This is a genomic window from Gracilibacillus suaedae, assembly GCF_017599345.1.
Lineage (GTDB): Bacteria > Bacillota > Bacilli > Bacillales > Amphibacillaceae > Gracilibacillus > Gracilibacillus suaedae.
The window spans coordinates 18,504-37,535 of sequence record NZ_JAGFVL010000028.1; the positions used below are offsets into that span (position 1 = coordinate 18,504).

The 19,032-nt window shown below is 36.0% G+C and carries 20 protein-coding genes; all 20 read left to right on the forward strand.

What is annotated here, in order from left to right; translation table 11 throughout:
- The first annotated feature begins 276 nt into the window (after positions 1-276).
- Positions 277-1,755 (forward strand): stage IV sporulation protein A, encoded by a 1,479-nt coding sequence (gene spoIVA, locus J5J03_RS06970; protein WP_208587885.1) that lies wholly within the window; start codon positions 277-279, stop codon positions 1,753-1,755.
- 353 nt (positions 1,756-2,108) lie between these two features.
- Positions 2,109-2,381 carry an HU family DNA-binding protein gene (locus tag J5J03_RS06975; protein ID WP_035721086.1) on the forward strand — a complete coding sequence of 91 codons (273 nt, stop codon included), beginning with the start codon at positions 2,109-2,111 and terminating at the stop codon, positions 2,379-2,381.
- Positions 2,382-2,563: 182 nt separating this feature from the next.
- Complete coding sequence (locus tag J5J03_RS06980; RefSeq protein WP_208587894.1) at positions 2,564-3,346, forward strand: heptaprenyl diphosphate synthase component 1; 783 nt, start codon at positions 2,564-2,566, stop codon at positions 3,344-3,346.
- Positions 3,343-4,059 (forward strand): demethylmenaquinone methyltransferase, encoded by a 717-nt coding sequence (locus J5J03_RS06985; protein WP_208587896.1) that lies wholly within the window; start codon positions 3,343-3,345, stop codon positions 4,057-4,059. Before J5J03_RS06980 ends, J5J03_RS06985 begins: the two co-directional genes overlap by 4 nt.
- Before the next feature lie 12 nt (positions 4,060-4,071).
- Positions 4,072-5,043: a heptaprenyl diphosphate synthase component II gene (gene hepT, locus J5J03_RS06990; RefSeq protein ID WP_208587898.1), complete on the forward strand. Its 972-nt coding sequence runs from the start codon at positions 4,072-4,074 to the stop codon at positions 5,041-5,043.
- Positions 5,044-5,053: 10 nt separating this feature from the next.
- Positions 5,054-5,503: a nucleoside-diphosphate kinase gene (gene ndk / locus J5J03_RS06995; RefSeq protein ID WP_208587906.1), complete on the forward strand. Its 450-nt coding sequence runs from the start codon at positions 5,054-5,056 to the stop codon at positions 5,501-5,503.
- A 35-nt stretch (positions 5,504-5,538) separates the two neighbouring features.
- Positions 5,539-6,309: a CheR family methyltransferase gene (locus tag J5J03_RS07000; RefSeq protein WP_208587908.1), complete on the forward strand. Its 771-nt coding sequence runs from the start codon at positions 5,539-5,541 to the stop codon at positions 6,307-6,309.
- 86 nt (positions 6,310-6,395) lie between these two features.
- Positions 6,396-7,562 carry a chorismate synthase gene (gene aroC / locus J5J03_RS07005; RefSeq protein WP_208587916.1) on the forward strand — a complete coding sequence of 389 codons (1,167 nt, stop codon included), beginning with the start codon at positions 6,396-6,398 and terminating at the stop codon, positions 7,560-7,562.
- The gene (gene aroB, locus J5J03_RS07010; protein ID WP_208587918.1) at positions 7,562-8,638 is read left to right on the forward strand and encodes a 3-dehydroquinate synthase; all 1,077 of its coding nucleotides are present in this window, start codon (positions 7,562-7,564) and stop codon (positions 8,636-8,638) included. The genes aroC and aroB overlap by 1 nt, the downstream gene beginning before the upstream one ends.
- The gene (gene aroH, locus J5J03_RS07015) at positions 8,638-9,006 is read left to right on the forward strand and encodes a chorismate mutase (RefSeq protein WP_208587920.1); all 369 of its coding nucleotides are present in this window, start codon (positions 8,638-8,640) and stop codon (positions 9,004-9,006) included. Before aroB ends, aroH begins: the two co-directional genes overlap by 1 nt.
- 22 nt (positions 9,007-9,028) lie before the next feature.
- The gene (hisC, locus tag J5J03_RS07020) at positions 9,029-10,117 is read left to right on the forward strand and encodes a histidinol-phosphate transaminase (RefSeq protein ID WP_208587923.1); all 1,089 of its coding nucleotides are present in this window, start codon (positions 9,029-9,031) and stop codon (positions 10,115-10,117) included.
- Positions 10,118-10,131: 14 nt separating this feature from the next.
- The gene (locus J5J03_RS07025; protein WP_208587925.1) at positions 10,132-11,232 is read left to right on the forward strand and encodes a prephenate dehydrogenase; all 1,101 of its coding nucleotides are present in this window, start codon (positions 10,132-10,134) and stop codon (positions 11,230-11,232) included.
- Between the two features lie 13 nt (positions 11,233-11,245).
- A complete protein-coding gene (aroA, locus tag J5J03_RS07030) occupies positions 11,246-12,538 on the forward strand; it encodes a 3-phosphoshikimate 1-carboxyvinyltransferase (RefSeq protein WP_208587927.1) in 1,293 nt (430 codons plus the stop codon).
- A gap of 780 nt (positions 12,539-13,318) precedes the next feature.
- Positions 13,319-14,590, forward strand: coding sequence for a tetratricopeptide repeat protein (locus J5J03_RS07035; protein WP_208587929.1), 1,272 nt, complete (start codon positions 13,319-13,321; stop codon positions 14,588-14,590).
- An 18-nt stretch (positions 14,591-14,608) separates the two neighbouring features.
- Positions 14,609-15,169 (forward strand): ReoY family proteolytic degradation factor, encoded by a 561-nt coding sequence (locus tag J5J03_RS07040; protein ID WP_208587932.1) that lies wholly within the window; start codon positions 14,609-14,611, stop codon positions 15,167-15,169.
- A 103-nt stretch (positions 15,170-15,272) separates the two neighbouring features.
- Positions 15,273-15,731, forward strand: a complete 459-nt coding sequence (locus J5J03_RS07045; RefSeq protein ID WP_208587934.1) for a DUF2487 family protein — start codon at positions 15,273-15,275, stop codon at positions 15,729-15,731.
- A gap of 142 nt (positions 15,732-15,873) precedes the next feature.
- Positions 15,874-16,395, forward strand: a complete 522-nt coding sequence (locus tag J5J03_RS07050; RefSeq protein WP_208587936.1) for a QcrA and Rieske domain-containing protein — start codon at positions 15,874-15,876, stop codon at positions 16,393-16,395.
- A gap of 3 nt (positions 16,396-16,398) precedes the next feature.
- On the forward strand, positions 16,399-17,073 hold the full coding sequence (gene qcrB, locus J5J03_RS07055; protein ID WP_018933723.1) for a menaquinol-cytochrome c reductase cytochrome b subunit: 675 nt from the start codon (positions 16,399-16,401) through the stop codon (positions 17,071-17,073).
- Positions 17,074-17,100: 27 nt separating this feature from the next.
- Positions 17,101-17,898, forward strand: coding sequence for a menaquinol-cytochrome c reductase cytochrome b/c subunit (locus J5J03_RS07060; RefSeq protein ID WP_208587938.1), 798 nt, complete (start codon positions 17,101-17,103; stop codon positions 17,896-17,898).
- Between the two features lie 129 nt (positions 17,899-18,027).
- A complete protein-coding gene (gene lhaT / locus J5J03_RS07065; RefSeq protein ID WP_208587940.1) occupies positions 18,028-18,606 on the forward strand; it encodes a lipoprotein heptaprenylglyceryl N-acetyltransferase LhaT in 579 nt (192 codons plus the stop codon).
- Positions 18,607-19,032 lie beyond the last annotated feature (426 nt).

Here is a 19,032-nt window from a genome sequence, read left to right on the forward strand (position 1 = left end):
AGAATTCGGCTTTCTAACAGGGTTATTAAGCATTAGTATTACAAATGGTATTATTAAAAAGATTCCCTTCTATGAAAGCTTTTCTAATTTTTTGTGAATAAACAAGTTCTTTACATCATATGTTGAAGTTAGAACTGGATAATTCATAGGCGCAATACCAGGAAAAGTTTATTTATTATGCGAATATTTAGCATAAATTAATAGGACAACATCATAGAATAGAATTGTCAAAGATTCGAAGGAATGATGAGGTCGAATAGATCGGGAGGGGATCATTTGGAAAGGGTAGATATCTTCAAGGATATTTCAAAACGGACGAATGGTGATATTTATTTAGGAGTTGTTGGAGCAGTTCGGACCGGTAAGTCTACATTCATTAAGAAATTTATGGAAAAGACTGTCTTGCCAAACATGGCGAACGAAAGTGATCGATTGAGAGCACAGGATGAATTACCTCAAAGCGCAGCTGGAAAAACAATTATGACAACTGAACCGAAATTTGTTCCTAATCAGGCAGTGTCGTTAACAGTTGAGGAGGGATTAGATGTAAATGTCCGATTAGTAGATTGTGTTGGATATACCGTTAATGGCGCACAAGGTTTTGAAGATGAAAATGGACCACGCATGATTCATACACCTTGGTATGAAGAACCTATACCTTTTCATGATGCAGCCGAAATTGGAACAAGGAAAGTTATTCAAGAACATTCTACAATGGGGATTGTCGTTACAACTGACGGTAGTATTGGTGAAATTCCAAGAGAAGACTATGAAGACGCTGAATCACGCATTGTAGAAGAATTAAAAGAAGTTGGTAAGCCATTTATTATGATTATTAATTCCGTACAACCTTATAATCAAGAAACGGAATTGTTAAGACAAGACCTTATAGAAAAATATGATATTCCAGTTCTGTCTATGAGTGTGGAAAGCATGACTGAGCACGATGTTAATAACGTACTAAGAGAAGTACTTTACGAATTCCCAGTGCTTGAAGTCAATGTTAACTTACCTAGTTGGGTTTTAGTTTTAGATGAGTCACATTGGTTAAGACAAAATTATCAACTTGCCATCGAGGAGACTGTTAAAGATATAAGAAGATTAAGGGATGTTGATCATGTAATTGGCCAATTTGATCAATTTGATTATATTCAACAAGCATCTTTAGCAGGAATTGAGATGGGGGAAGGTATCGCTGATATTGACCTTCATGCTCCAGATGAATTATATGATCAAGTATTAAAAGAAATTGTTGGTGAAGAAATTAGAGGCAAAGATCATTTGCTGCAATTGATGCAAGAATTTACCAATGCTAAAAAGGAGTACGACCAAATTGCTGAAGCATTAAAAATGGTAAAACAAACTGGTTATGGGGTAGCAGCTCCAGCTTTAACAGATATGGCATTGGAAGAGCCTGAAATTATTAGGCAAGGTTCAAGGTTTGGTGTTCGTTTGAAAGCTGTAGCACCGTCTATCCACATGATAAAAGTAGATGTAGAATCCGAATTTGCTCCAATTATCGGTACCGAAAAACAAAGTGAGGAATTAGTCAGATATTTAATGCAAGATTTTGAAGAAGATCCATTATCTATTTGGCAATCTGACATTTTTGGAAGATCCTTAAGTTCAATTGTTAGAGAAGGTATTCAAGCAAAGCTATCACTTATGCCTGAAAACGCTAGGTTTAAATTAAAAGAGACACTAGAACGAATCATCAATGAAGGTTCAGGCGGGTTGATCGCTATCATTTTATAAAGAAGATTGAAAAAGCGTTAATGTATCAACATAACGCTTTTTTATTTTGTTTAAATTCAGATTTTTTGGAAATAATAGGTAATATCAATAAAACTTATGTCCTAATTACTAAAAATATTATGATATCAACGTTTGAAAACACTTGCATCCCGAAATAACATGTGATAACATTCTTGATAACTTAGCAGGAAATGGAGAAAATAATAATTTTTTCTCTAAGAAATGCGAATAATTGTTGAATTATCTTTCATTCTCAGTTATTATAAGCCTTGTCATCATTTGATGGGTGACAATTAGCTATAAGAAATTCTTTGAAAGAAGTTTATAGCTTTTATTGGGAGGAGGTGAATATCATGAACAAGACAGATCTAATTAATGCAGTTGCAGAAAAAAGTGAACTTTCTAAAAAAGATGCAACAAAAGCTGTAGATGCAGTTTTTGAATCTATCATGGATTCACTTAAAGATGGTGAAAAAGTTCAATTAATTGGTTTTGGTAATTTTGAGGTACGCGAGCGTGCTGCACGTAAAGGGCGTAATCCACAAACTGGGGATGAAATCGAAATTCCAGCAAGCAAAGTGCCTGCTTTTAAACCAGGTAAAGCCCTTAAAGATATCGTAAAATAATATGGTATTACATATGGGCAAGAGAGGGTGCAGATTGCACCCTTTTTTCATACCAACTATCCTAATTTCTCCTCTGAAATTTTTCCTTTCATAAAACACAGTTTTATCTATCCTGTAAGATGTAAACTTATGCTATACTATGTTAATATAGAATAGGATTTTGAAGAATTGCGGTGAATCTGATGACATACATAGACACAATTAATTATTATACAAATTTAATAACGCAAACCATTAACCAAAGTTTCCTGAATAAACATTTAGATGAACCAGAGGTAGAAGTACATAAATTGATTACTCTTCATGAATTAGTCCAAGATAAACCAAACTATCAGGAATTAGTTCAGACTACCATGTTAGTTCAAATAGCGCTGAATACACATGATAAAATCACCAGTGATTTTAAAGAAGAAAATATAAGGAAACAGCAACTCACAGTATTGGCAGGAGATTATTATTCAGGAATCTATTATCATTTATTAGCAAACCACAATAATTTACCGTTCATTCGTTTACTTGCTGATGGTATTAATGAAATGACACAAGCTAAGATGGCTTTTTATTATTCCAATTTTAGTGATCTAGATAGTTTTCTTGTCGACTATAAAGAAATAGAGAGTAAACTGATAGAGAAAGTAGCTGATTTTGTTCATAAAACAGAACAGCTACCGTATATTACTACGTGGCTCATGGCAAAACGTCTAGAATTCGAATTAATAAAATTACGTAACAATAAACGTACCTTTCTCCATAAATTAATTATAGAAAATGTACAAAGTATACAAAATAATGTACAGTTGGAGAAAAAAATTCGCCAACAATTAATGAAATTTAATCAGGATTTAGATGAAATTATAACTGATAACAAGAAGACTATAGCAATTCCAAAAGATTTAGATTTATTTAATTATGATACGTTACAGAAAAAATGGAATATGGTGTTGGAAGAAGGATTATCACAATGACAAAGCAATCAAAAGAAGAAAAAGTACATCAAGTTTTTGAAAAGATTTATAATAATTATGATTTTATGAATTCAATTATTTCATTCCAGAAACATAAAAAATGGCGAAACGATGTAATGAAAAGAATGCAAGTACAACAAGGAAGTAAAGCTCTAGATGTATGCTGTGGGACAGGAGATTGGTCTTTTTCATTATCTGAAGCTGTAGGAAAAAACGGTGAAGTGATTGGTTTGGACTTTAGTCAAAATATGTTATCTGTTGCTAGAGAAAGACAATCTGATTATTCGCTTAACAATGTAGAGTTTATACATGGTAATGCAATGGAACTACCGTTTGAAGATGACTACTTTGATTATGTAACCATCGGATTTGGTTTGCGAAATGTTCCAGATTACTTGCAAACTTTAAAGGAAATGTACCGTGTAGTTAAACCAGGAGGTATTGTTGTATGCCTCGAAACTTCGCAACCAACTGGAATCATCTTTCGGAAATTATACTATTTTTATTTTAAAAATATTATGCCTTTATTCGGTAAGCTTTTCGCGAAGAGTTATCAAGAATATGTATGGTTACATGAGTCAGCGAAAGACTTTCCAGGAAAGGATGCGTTAAAGAGTTTATTTGAAGATGCAGGACTTGTAAATGTCCAATATAAAAGCTATACAGGTGGGGTAGCGGCCATGCATCTAGGTGAAAAACAAGTGAAGAAATAAAGGTGAAGTCTAATGAAGCTTGCAAAAACATATGCTTTTTTAAAAAAAGATTTATCATTAATTGAAGATGCATTGGAAGACACGGTGTATGCTGACCAACCGGTTTTGCACGAAGCGTCAACCCAGTTGTTAAAGGCCGGAGGAAAAAGGCTGAGGCCAGTTTTTGTATTATTAGCATCTAAATTTGGTGATTATAACTTAAATAAAATCAAAAATGTCGCCAGTTCACTAGAATTAATTCATATGGCATCACTTGTACACGATGATGTCATTGATAATTCTGATATAAGGCGAGGTAAACCAACAGTAAAGGCGAAATGGGACAATCAGGTAGCTATGCTAACAGGTGATTTTATTTTCGCTAAGGCATTACAACAATTTACTGAAATAGATAAGCCTAGAGCTCATCAAATACTGGCTAAAACCATGATGGAATTAACGGTAGGTGAAATTGAGCAAATTAAAGATAAATATAACCTAGATCAAAATTTAAGGACCTATTTAAGACGAATAAAAAGAAAGACAGCACTGTTGATTTCTTCAAGCTGTCAGTTAGGTGCTATTACGGCAAATACTGATAATGAAACAGAAAAAGCTTTATTTCGTTATGGTTATTTTATGGGGATGTCCTATCAAATTATTGATGATATATTAGATTTCACTGCATCAGAGAAAGAGTTAGGAAAACCAGCTGGAAGTGACTTGATTCAAGGAAATATTACATTACCTGTATTATATGCAATGGAAAATCCGTCTATTCGACAAGAGTTGAAAGATGCCTTGGCAGATAGCCGTAATATAAGTCCTAATCTATTGAGCCCTATCATCTCTAAAATATCACAATCTGATGCCATTACAAGAGCTAGAGATGTGAGTGACCAATATCTTAAGAAAGCATATGATTCCCTTAGCTTATTACCAGATATTCAAGCTAAAGAAGCTCTAGCTAATATTGCTAATTACATAGGAAATAGAAAAATATAACGAGGTGATTATGATGGAACAGACATTTTTAATGATCAAACCAGATGCTGTGCAACGTAATTTAATTGGGGAAATTGTGACTAGATTTGAAAGAAAAGGTTTCAAGTTAGTGGCTGCGAAGCTTATGACAATTTCGGAATCTTTAGCGAAGCAACACTATGCTGAACATGAAGGAAAGTCTTTCTTCAATGATTTAGTTTCTTTTATTACATCCGGACCTGTGTTTGCTATGGTATGGGAAGGTGAAAGTGTAATTGAAGCTTCTAGAAAGATGATGGGGAAAACGAATCCTCAAGAAGCTGAAACAGGTACAATAAGAGGTGATTTCGGACTGGTGATGCATCGTAACATTATTCATGGTTCTGATTCACCGGAAAGTGCGGCTAGAGAAATCAATCTCTTTTTTGGGAAAGAAGAAATACAGATCTATGAAAAAAATGTTGACTACTGGCTTTCATAGTAGCATCTGAACAGCAATATTGAGGGAGAAGAGACATGACGGATTATCAAACTTTTATAGGTCAGATATATAAGAAAACCGGTCTTGATTTATCTTTGTACAAAGAGGTACAAATGAAAAGGCGTTTAACATCTTTACGAAATAAACGAGGTTATCAATCATTTAGCAGCTATTTCCAAGCAATCAACAAAGATCAGCAATTACTTCAGGAATTCTTAGATAAGGTTACCATTAATGTATCAGAATTTTATCGTAATCCAGCAAGATGGAGAGTGCTGGAAAGCAAAATTATTCCGACATTTAAAAACAAAAAGAGTAAAATTAAAATTTGGAGTGCAGCTTGTTCTACAGGGGAAGAACCATATACATTAGCGATTATAGCCAATCAATTCTGGAACGTAGCAGACATTGAAATTCTGGCAACGGATATAGATCCTAACGTGTTAGCTAGAGCAAAGCAAGGTATCTATAATGAAAAAGCACTGCAAGAAGTACCTGCAGATATTAAAAAGAAATATTTTCATCAAGAAGGTGGTACATTTAAAGTTGATGATAAATTAAAACAAGCTATCACCTTTAAGGAACATAATCTACTAGCGGATCCATATCCAGCTCAAGTAGATTTAATTGTTTGTCGTAATGTACTCATTTATTTTACAGAAGAAGCCAAAAACACGATATATCATAAGTTTAGTGATGCATTAGCTGAAGATGGTGTATTTTTTGTTGGAAGCACGGAACAAATATTTTCACCTGATAAATATGGATTTAATGTTTTGGACACCTTTTTTTATGGAAAAAAATAAAATACATAAAAATCAGAATATTTCTACACACATTTTTCCCATGCTGTGTTATAGTAATACAAAAAATGATTTTGAGGGGGAGAACAATGCGATATTTAACTGCAGGTGAATCGCATGGTAAACAACAAACAACGATTATCGAGGGTTTACCAGCGAGAATGCCGATTACACAAGATGATATTAATGATTCACTTCTGCGCCGTCAAAAAGGCCACGGCAGAGGGAAGAGAATGCAAATAGAGAAAGACTTAGTAGATATAGTGGGTGGAGTACGTCATGGTTACTCTCTAGGGTCTCCTATCGCTCTAGTTGTGCATAATGATGATTTCAAACACTGGATTGATGTAATGGGAGAAGATCCAGTACCACAAGACCAAAATATTCGTCGCATAGTAACTCGTCCACGTCCAGGCCATGCCGATTTAAATGGTGCACTGAAATATGGCCATCGTGATATGCGAAATATTTTAGAACGTTCGTCTGCCAGAGAAACAACCGCTCGAGTTGCAGCTGGCGCAGTTGCAAAAACGTTATTAAAACAATTAGATATTAAAATTATTGGTTATGTGAAAGAAATTGCGGGAATTAAAGCAGAAGAAAAAACGGAATTATCAATCGATGACAAGATCCGTGTTTCAGAAGAATCACCTGTCCGCTGTTTAGATGAGATAGCTGGTAAACAAATGATGGATGCGATCGATCAAGCGAAAAAAGATGGGGACTCAATTGGTGGTGTTTGTGAAGTTGCTATTGAAGGATTACCTGCAGGAATTGGATCCTATGTACACTATGACCGGAAATTAGATGGCCGTATAGCCGGAGCGGTTCAAAGTATCAATGCCTTTAAGGGTGTGGAGTTTGGGATTGGCTTTGAAGCAGCTCGTAAAAATGGCAGTGAGGTACATGATGAAATAATATGGTCTGAAGAACGGGGTTACTACCGAAGAACGAATCGTTTAGGCGGTTTTGAAGGTGGAATGACAACAGGTATGCCTGTGATCGTAAAAGGAGTCATGAAGCCAATCCCTACCCTATACAAACCGCTTCAAAGTGTTGATATTGAGACGAAAGAAGCTTTTAATGCAAGTATTGAAAGATCTGATTCCTGTGCTGTTCCGGCCGCAGCTGTAGTAATGGAACATGTCGTCGCATTTGAAATTGCAAAAGCGATCTTAGAGCAATTCCCGAACGATCAATTTCCGAAATTAAAAGAAGCGATTGATAAGTACCGTGAGGAAATAAGGTGCTTCTGATGCATAGGCAGACAATAACAACTAGCACTAATCAATATGATGTCTTTGTCGGTAGAGATATTTTGGGGAATTTGAAAGATTACCTTCCTAAATCATATCGAAATATACTGATTATTACAGATTCAATGGTGAACGAACTTTATACGGAAAAAGTTGTAGCGAACCTGCCAAAAGATGCAAAGGTATCTATTAGTGTAGTTCCAAGTGGCGAAGCTTCTAAAAGTATAGAGCACTATTATCAATTGCTGACTGATGCGATTCACCATCAGTTAGATCGCAAATCGCTGATTATCGCCCTTGGTGGTGGGATGATTGGAGATTTGGCGGGATTTGTTGCAGCTACTTATATGAGAGGTATTGACTTTATACAAGTTCCTACCACCATTTTAGCTCACGATAGTAGTGTAGGTGGCAAAGTTGCGATTAATCATCCTGAGGGTAAGAATTTAATCGGGAGTTTTTATCCACCGCAAGCAGTGCTTTATGATATTGATACGTTATATACGCTACCAGGTAAAGAAAAACGATCAGGTTATGCAGAAGTAGTGAAACATGGATTTATTAGTGACCGTGGTTATCTGGAAGATATATGGAAAGTAGACCTTACGCAAGAGATCGACCCCAATGTGATGACCGATCATCTTCAAAAAGGGATTGCTGTCAAAGCAAAGATTGTAGAACAAGATGAGAAAGAGTCTAATATTCGGAAATTTCTGAATTTCGGACACACATTGGGTCATGCCATTGAATCAGAGCTAGGCTATGGCCAAATTACTCATGGTGAAGCAGTTGCAATTGGCATGTTATTTGCTATAAAAGTAAGTGAACAAAGATTAAATAGTAAATTACCATATGAAACACTTTATAACTGGCTATCCCAAAATCATTATCCTTTAAATTTACCGGCGATATCAACTACTCAACTTGTTGAACGTATGAAAATAGATAAAAAATCAGAGAACGCTACCGTTCAGATGGTATTATTACAAGAAATAGGTGATCCGATAACAGAAAATATACCTGATCAAGATCTCACCAATCTTCTTAAAAACTTTATGAGAGAGTTGGGTTCTTAATGATAAGAGGAATACGAGGAGCAACAACTGTCAAGAACAATGACGCTAATGAAATGGTCCAGGCAACAAAAGAGATGATTGAAGCGATGGCTAAAGTAAACGATATAGAACCTGAAACGATTGCTTCGGTAATGATTTCAGTAACTTCTGATTTAAATGCCGCTTTTCCAGCTAAAGCGTTACGTCTTATGGATGGATGGAAATATGTACCGGTAATGTGTATGCCAGAAATTAATGTTCCTGGCAGTTTACCGAAGTGTATTCGCGTAATGATGACGGTGAATACATCAAGAGCTCAAAAAGAAATTGAACATATTTATTTAAATGATGCAGTAAAGTTAAGGCCTGACTTGCTTGAAGAGAAGTAAGCACACGAAAGGAGCTATGTCATTGCAAGCAAAACAAGTATTTCGAAGTATGTCACCATATACTCCAGGAAAACAAATAGAAGATGTAAAAAAAGAATATGGTTTAACAAAAATAGTCAAATTAGCCTCAAATGAAAATCCATTCGGGTATTCGAATAAAATAAAAGAAGCCATTCCAAATATGATTGATCACTTGGAAATATATCCAGATGGGTATGCAACGGCATTAAGACAAACATTAGCTCATAAATTAAATATAGAAGAGCAACAGCTAATTTTTGGTTGCGGATCAGACGAAGTTGTCGATTTCATTTGCCGCACCTATTTAGAGCCAGGAACAAATACGGTAATGGCAACTCCAACATTTCCTCAGTATAAACATAATGCATTAATTCAGGGGGCGAATATTGTAGAAGTTCCATTAATCGATGGTTATCATGATTTAGAAGCAATGCTAGAGAAAATCAATGGCCAAACAAGAGTTGTATGGCTATGTTCACCAAACAACCCTACTGGTTCGTTGATCAGTCGTGATAAGCTAGCCATTTTTTTAGAAAGATGTTCAAAAGATGTGATGGTTGTATTAGACGAAGCTTATTATGAATATGTCGAAGATAGCCAAAACCCGGAAAGTCTAGAATTTTTGAAAAATTATCCGAATTTAGTGATTTTACGAACCTTTTCTAAAGCGTATGGTATCGCTAATCTACGTGTAGGATACGGGATTGCATCAGAAGAGGTTGCCACTTATTTAAATATCACTCGTGGTCCGTTTAATACAACTTCGATTTCACAATTATCTGCTTTAGCAGCGCTTGAAGATGAAGCTTTCTTACAACGTACGTATGAAGAAAATCTCGAGAATAAAAAAGCGTTTATGAGAAGCTGTGATGAGATGGGATTAAGCTACTATGATTCAGAAGCGAATTTCTTATTTGTGAAATTACCGACCTCAGGTGATGCCTTATTTGAATATTTATTAAGAAAAGGTTTCATTGTTCGCTCTGGTGAGGCATTAGGTCACCCTAATGGCGTACGGATTACCATTGGTTCTAAAGAGCAAATGAGTGAATTAGTAACAAACATGAAAGAATATTTAGCATCAATATAAAAGGAGAATAAATCGTGAAACAAACGGTTTTAATAGCGGGTCTCGGATTAATAGGAGGCTCGCTTGCTTTAAGTATACGAGAAACGAAAGAAGTACGATTGATAGGGTATGATTCCAATTACAGTACACTGGAATATGCTAAAATGAATAAAATAGTAGATGGAGTCTATAGTGATTTTACTGAGGCAGTGCTTCAGGCAGATATTTGTATTTTAGCTGCTCCAGTCTCTGTAACGATTGAGCTGATTAATTATTTAAGCACTATTTCGTTGGAAAAATCGCTCATCGTGACAGATGTTGGGTCTGTTAAAGGGCCGATTATGGAGGCTGCAAGTAAAATTGATTCCCCTCATATAGCTTTTATAGGTGGGCACCCGATGGCAGGTTCACATAAGAAAGGAATTCAAGCAGCAAAAAAGCATTTGTTTGAGAATGCGATCTATGTTTTGTCGCCAACAGAAAGCAGTAGGGAAGAGGATGTAGAACGATTACAAGCACTATTAACACCTACTAATAGTAAATTTTTAATTTTAGAACCAGAAGAACATGATGAGATGACAAGTGTCATTTCTCATTTTCCGCACTTAATTGCTTCATCACTTGTTCATCAAGCAAGAAATTGGCAAAAAACGCATCCATATATACATAAGCTTGCTGCAGGTGGGTTTCGAGATATTACAAGGATTGCTTCTAGTAATCCCTTAATGTGGAGAGATATATTTTTTCAGAACCGATCCAAAATGAGTCGATTATTAGCTGATTGGATAGAAGAAATGAGGCAATTAAAAGATTTGATTGACATGGGGGAAAAAACACAAATCCAGCAATATTTAGAGCAAGCACGTGAGTATCGTGATGGATTGGATAGTAGAAAACAGGGCGCTATTCCATCTTATTATGATATATATGTTGATATTTTTGACCAACCTGGTGCTATATTGAAAGTAATTGAGCTATTAGCTAATCACGATATTAGTATTAATAATATTGAAATATTAGAGATTAGAGAAGGAATTACTGGTGTGTTACGCTTAAGCTTCCAAAATAAAAATGATCAAGAGTTAAGTCAGGCTATTTTGAGGAAAAATCACTATGATACGGTGATTGAAGAATAGGAGAGGAATAATCTTGTCACAAAAAGTATTAGCATTTGAACAAAAGACGCTAACGGGTCATATTACGGTTCCTGGAGATAAGTCTATTTCACATCGAGCAGTTATGTTCGGTTCACTTGCAGAAGGAAAAACAAAGATTACTAACTTTTTAGCTGGTGAAGATTGTTTATCAACCATCGCAGCTTTTCAAGCAATGGGTGTTTCTATTAAGCGTGAGGATAATACTGTATTGGTTGAATCTGAAGGGGTTAATGGATTGAAAGAACCGGATCAGCCAATTAATCTTGGCAATTCCGGAACAACCGCTCGACTGTTGATGGGAATTCTAGCAGGCTTGCCATTCCACTTTACTTTATATGGTGATGATTCGCTATCAAAACGACCGATGGACCGTATTGCCCACCCATTACGCGAAATGGGAGCAAAAATAGATGGTCGTGAGCATGGCAGGTTACTTCCAATAGCAATAAGAGGTGGGCAATTGTTGCCAATCGATTTCAAACCAAATGTCAAAAGCGCACAGGTTAAGTCAGGTGTTTTATTAGCTGGTCTTTTAACAGATGGCGTGACAACTGTTGAAGAAGTAACAAAAACACGTGATCACACGGAAAATATGCTAAAAGCGTTTGGTGCTAATATTAATGTGGAAGGTGCAAAAGTAAAAATAACAGGTAATAAAAACTTAACAGGCTGTGATATCGAAGTACCTGGGGATATTTCATCTGCTGCATTTTTCCTGGTCGCTGCTGCTATTACAGAAGGAAGTCATGTCACTATTGAAAATGTTGGTCTGAATCCGACAAGAACAGGTATTATTGATGTCTTGAATATGATGGATGTTTCCATTGATGTTATGAAAAAAAGAACGATTGGCGGGGAGCCGATTGGTGATATTACTGTACGAGCTTCAAAACCAAAAGCTACTGTTATAGAAGGGGATATTATCCCCCGAATCATCGATGAAATTCCCATAATTGCATTATTGGCAACTCAAGCAACAGGTCAAACCCTCATAAAGGACGCAGAAGAATTGCGTTTTAAAGAAACAGACCGGATTGAATCAGTGGTCCATACATTATCAAAGTTAGGTGCGACCATTACTGGTACAAAGGATGGAATGATCATCGAGGGCAATACCAAGCTACATGGAGGTGTAACGAATTCATTTGGTGATCATCGGATTGGTATGATGATTGCAGTTGCTTCTCTTTTAACAGATGAAAAAGTAGAATTACATGATGACGAATGTATCGCTATTTCTTATCCAACTTTTTTCGAAGACTTACACTCCTTATTATCCAACTAAACCACCAAAAGCTCCAAGTTTAGTACAATTCTGAACTTGGAGCTTTCTATGCTTAGACAAAAAACATAAACTGCGAAGTAATGTGTACATGAATTTGCTCTCTTCCACACTATATTTTAAAGAGTGCTACCATTCGCTCCGGCAGAATACTGCGCTTTCCGTGGACACGACCTCAGCTAACTTGGAAAAGAAAAGCACTTAACCAAGTGGATCTTCGGCTCGCGTGAGTTCCCACAGGAGTCTCCGTACTCTGCTTACGCTATTTTTGTGCTCTGATTATAGAAAGGAATGAATTCATGGAACTAAACTTTTCTGTTTTATTACAGTGCTAACGTCTGTAAATCGCTTCACTGAGTATATATAGTGGTGAAATCGACTTGATGAATTCGTATTAGCGTTGTTGAGCACATCTCAGCGATGGCCGCCCACTTCTACTCCTGTGGGAATCGTTTGACCTAAAGATCCACTTTTTCGAGCGGTTTTTGCTCAAAAAAGTTAGCTGAAGGGCAAACCCCACAGAAAGGGAAATGGGCAGCCAGAGTGGCGGTTATCATCACGATATATGTCAAAATTACTTCATAAGTGACCACGCATTTATTTTCGAACAAATAGTATTTTCACTATTTCGCAGTATTTATCTAATGTGTATCTTATGGATATCGTGCAGGGACGGACTATGCATAATTTTTTGTTTTTACAAATTGTCTTAGTTGCTCGATTGGTTGTTATCAGATAAGATGAATAGTTAGAAGTATACGTTATAAAGAAAGGTTGAAATCATTGAATACGATTGAACAAGCAATTGAAATGATCCATGCTGGGGAAGTAGAAAAAGCCTTATCATTGCTTAATGAAACGGCAATTTCAGCTGATATAGATACCAAGCTTGAGATTTCACAGATTTTTGTAGAATTAGGAAATCATGATTTAGCGGAAGCAGTTTTAGACGATATCTTAAACATAGAGTCAGCTAATAGTGAGGCGAAATTATTATTAGCAGATATTATGACTGATGATAATAAAGATGAGCAAGCAATAGAACTTTTGAACGAAATACAAGAAGGTGATGATAACTACCTACAGGCACTGGTACAACTTGCAGACCTCTATCAGGCTCAAGGGTTATTTGAAGTAGCAGAACAAAAGTTGTTGATAGCCAAAAATATCGCACCAGAGGAACCAATCATTGATTTTGCATTAGGTGAATTATTATTTTCTTCGGGGGAATATCATAAATCGATTGTTTATTATGAAAAACTGAGAAGTAAAACGGAAGAATTTGCCGGTGTTAACATTGCCAGTCGCTTAGCAGAAGCATATGCGTTAAACGGTGAATTTGAAGATTCTCTGAATTACTATCAATCATTAGATACTGAAGATCCTGAAACCCTTTTTCGTTATGGTTTTTTAGCTTATAAATCTGAACGATTTGAAATAGCAATTCAGGCTTGGGAAAAGTTATTGGAAGAAGAATTAGAATATCCTTCTGTTTATTTGTATCTAGCTAAGTCATATGAAGAAGAAGGCATGCTTGATGAGGCATATCAAGCGGCTAATCAAGGGGTGGAAATGGACCCATTTAATAAAGAAATGTGGTTTACCGCGGGCAGAATCACTCTAAAAACTGGTAACACATCCCAAGCATTTAAATTAGTGAAAAAAGCGATATCGTTAGATAATGAATATCAAGAAGCATTATTATTTCTAATCGAAGCATATAAAAAACAGGAAGACTATTCTGAAATTATTCACATTTTAACAGAACAGGTTGATGTTGAACCATTAGATGGTATTTTTTACTGGGAGCTTGCAAAAGCTTATAATGAGGAAGAAGAGTATAAACAGGCATTAAATGCATACCAAAGTGCATACAATAAGATAAAACAAGATACCGACTTCTTAAAAGATTATGGATATTTTCTAGTAGAAGAAGGGAGGACTAGTGCAGCTCTAGAAGTATTTGAAGAGTATCTGGTAATAGAGCCATCAGATTTCGATATTCAACAATATGCCGAAAGGTTGAAAAATCAAAATAATGATACTCTCTTTTAAATGGAGGGGAAGTGAAAATTGGAAACTTCAATTCGAGCGGAGGATAAGAAATCGTTTATTCATTGGTTTTTAGGGAATTATCAACTAAAAAAACGAGAAAGTGTTTGGATTCTAAATTATTTATTAAATCATGAACAATTATTAGAGCATGTTCATTTTGTATTAGAAGCACGGTTCTGTCCAAGGGCGATGATTATTTCTACACATTGTTCAAAAGAAATAGCTTTTCGTTTTTATAAAAAACATATTGTAACAACGGATGCGGATAAATCGTTTCATGATATTCGTTTACATGCCAAAGAACCTATATATATCCAACTTAATTTTAAAGATTCCAAACAGTGCATCCCTTATATGAAGGTATTGGAGGATAATCCATTTATTCCTGATGATTATTTTTTGACTAAAAGCGATAAAAGGATGGCCGAAGAATGGTTAGCATATTCGTTATATGAATATAAAAGAGAGAGGTTGCTCCAAAACATCAATGAGGCATTAGATCAAAAAAATCAACAATTGTTTGAACAGTACTCTGATCAATTGAAAAAACTGGAAGCTTCTTATATTATTAAGAAGTAGATGGAATTGTTTGAACGGAGCCCATTAAAATGGGATATTCCGTTTCTTTTTGTGACTTTTATTTACTCAGCATTTATAGAAATCATGATAGGGAGGATAATAGATGCGATGGAAAAAGAAAGATCTGGAAATGTTTTTTCAATCAAAAGAGTTTATTGATACGCTATGTATACCACTGATACCATTAGACTTACAAACAGAATCAGAGGCAATCAAACTAGCTGATCAAAATACGTCCTTACAAATTATATCAGATGAATTAGAAAGAAATTATACGGGTAGAATAATGTTAAGTCCAGCTTATACATATATACGAAGTACAAACTATGAGAGTGAGAGTGCTATTCTTAATCAGTGGACAAGCATGCTTTCCTATGATCATTTTAAACATATATTTCTCCTTACTTATGATGTGAACTGGAAAAAACATGAACGTCTTCTTGATAGTAACTTGATATGGCTAACTGCTACTACGATTGATGATTATCAAACAGACCAAACAAAAAAATGGATAAACGAACAAGTAACTCAAATTAGTGAGTTAATTAGAAGCTTTTGGTAGGGTTTGTTCTTAATAGAAAATAGATATTATAAATTAGATTTTATTGACCAGGTTAAAAGTTTGCGCTATCATAGTAATGTCCTAGTAATATATAAGAGTTTATAATCCATGAAGTCGGAATATGTGTAGAGGGGGGTAAATGATGTCAGAGAAAAAACAACAAGTGTCCCGTCGTCAATTTTTAAATTATTCATTAACAGGGGTCGGCGGTTTTATGGCTGCTAGTATGCTAGCACCGATGGTACGTTTTGCAATTGATCCAGTATTACAAGCTGCTGGTGGAGAAGATATGCATGCGGTCGTTGATGTATCAGAGATCACTGAAGAACCTCAACGTTTTGATTGGACCGTTGAGCAAGTCGACGCTTGGTATACATCAGACGTAACTCACAGTGCATGGGTTTACAAAGATGAAAACGATGAAATTGTTGCGCTATCACCAACATGTAAACACTTAGGTTGTGCAGTGAATTGGGCTGGTAATCCAGATTATCCTGATCAATTTTTCTGCCCATGTCATGATGGACGTTATTACAAAAATGGTTTAAATGTCCCGGATACACCGCCAAATGCGGCATTAGACTTATTTGAATTCGAAGTGAAAGACGGAACATTATATCTAGGAAATGTTAAAGAGAATCCGGTTCAGGAAGGAGGGGCTTAATAAATGCTACAGAAGATTTATGACTGGATTGATGATCGTGTAGACATAACCCCGCTTTGGCGAGACATTGCAGATCATGAAGTACCAGAGCATGTTAACCCTGCACATCATTTTTCTGCGTTTGTATATTGCTTTGGTGGCTTAACATTCTTTGTAACAGTCATCCAAATTTTATCGGGGATGTTTTTAACGATGTATTATGTGCCTGATATTGAAAATGCATGGCGCTCTGTTTATTATTTACAAACAGAAGTAGCACATGGACAGATTGTAAGAGGTATGCACCACTGGGGAGCAAGTGTAGTTATTGTGATGCTATTTTTACATACGTTGCGTGTTTTCTTTCAAGGTGCTTATAAGAAACCACGTGAGCTTAACTGGATGGTAGGTGTCCTTCTATTCTTTGTTATGCTTGCACTAGGATTAACTGGATACTTATTACCATGGGACAATAAAGCATATTTTGCAACAGTAGTAACACTTGAGATTGCGGAAGGTGTTCCTTTCATAGGAGAAATGGCTAAAACATTACTTAATGGGGATCCGTCTATTGTTGGAGCTCAAACATTAGCTCGTTTCTTTGCGATTCACGTGTTCTTCTTACCAGCAGCACTATTCGTGTTGATGGCTATTCACTTTATCATGATCCGTAAACAAGGGATTTCTGGCCCGCTATAAACTAGAGCTTAAGAAGGAGGGATAGCAGTGAAACGAGGAAAAGGGATGAAGTTTGTCGGCGATTCACGAGTTACAGCTGATAAGCAAAAGTTTATTCCAAAAGATTATTCAGAGTATCCTGGTAGAACAGAAGCGTTTTGGCCAAATTATTTGTTAAAAGAGTGGTTAGTAGGGGCAGTATTTTTAGTAGGATTTTTATGTTTAACCATTGCACACCCTGCACCATTGGAGAAAATGGCTGATCCAACTGATACTAGTTATTTACCATTACCCGACTGGTATTTCTTATTTTTATATCAATTATTGAAGTATAAATTTGCAAGTGCTCAATTCTTTGTATTAGGTGCAATTGTTATTCCTGGACTAGCATTTGGTGCACTTTTCTTAGCACCATTCCTAGACAAAGGCAAAGAGCGTCGCCCACATAAACGGCCAATTGCTACTGGATTAATGCTTCTTAGTTTTGTTGCTGTATTTTGGTTAACGTATGAAGCAGCAGCACATGTTGACTGGGAAGGAAAAGCAGAAAACAATAAACCAGAGTGGCCGGATGATAAACCTTCAGTCGAGATAGATGAGTCTGCTCCAGGATATGCACTGTATGAAGAGAACAGTTGTATTAATTGTCATGGTGGAGATCTCGCTGGTGGGGGAGCAGCACCAGGATTGATTGGTATTGATTTAGATGTAGAAGAAATTAAAGATATTGCAGTTAATGGTGTTGGTTCAATGCCTGCAGATCAATTTCAAGGGACAGACGAAGAATTACAAGAGTTGGCAGAGTTTATCATATCTGTGAACGAAGAAGCTTCAGAAGAAGAATAAATCAAAACCCTCGCTCGTAATGCGCATGAGCGAGGGTTTTTAATAGCGTTCAATTAATTCTGGTAAGGTGGTAAGTCTATCTTTGTTTATGGTTGTAATTTATTCAGAAAAATAGAGGGGAAATATATAATGCTGCAAAAAATATTGTTCCATCCATATTTTATTGCTCTTTTATTTATTGTGAATCTACTAGGTACTATTTATGGATACTTCTGGTATGGTAATCAACTAAGTGATACACCTGTTCAGTTTCTTGCCTTTGTACCAGACAGTCCAACAGCTAGTCTGTTTTTTACATTGTTTTTATTTTTTTTGTTAATGGGGAAGCATGTACCAATTATTGAAGCATTAGCATTTACTTCACTTGTGAAATATGGGACCTGGGCTGTTGTTATGAACCTATTAACACTTTACATTAGTGGAGATTTAAGCTGGCAAGGGTATATGTTAATCGCTTCTCATGGAGCGATGGCCATTCAAGCATTTTTGTACGCGCCACTTTATAAAATTAAATTGGGCCACTTAGCGATTGCCGCAGTCTGGTTATTACATAATGAGTTGATTGATTATGTGTATGGGATGATGCCTGTTTACGGTAGTCTAACTGATTATCAACAACATATCGGATACTTTACTTTTTGGCTATCGATTATAACTATCTTTACCGTTTATCAGATATCGGTAAAGAAAAATATTAGACAATTATAACCTGAAACATGAAACCAACCGCCATAGCCCACTTAATGTATATAAGATCATACTGTGCAGTAGATATATACTGCGAAGTAATGAAAATACTGTTTGTTCGAAATTAAATGCACAGTCACCTATGAAGTAATTTTGACATATATCGTGATCATAACTGCCACTCCGGCTGCCCACTTCCCTTTCCGTGGGGTTTGTCCTTCAGCTAACTTTTTCGAGCCAAAACCGCTCGAAAAAGTGGATCTTCAGGTCAAACAATTCCCACAGGAGTGAAAGTGGGCGGCCTTCGTTAAGATATGCCCTACAACACTAATCCGAAATCAACCAATCGAATTCTCCACCATATGTATTTCCATGAGTTCTATCCTTTCTATAACCAGAGCACAACAATAGCGTAGGCAGAATACGGAGACTCCTGTGGGAACTCAC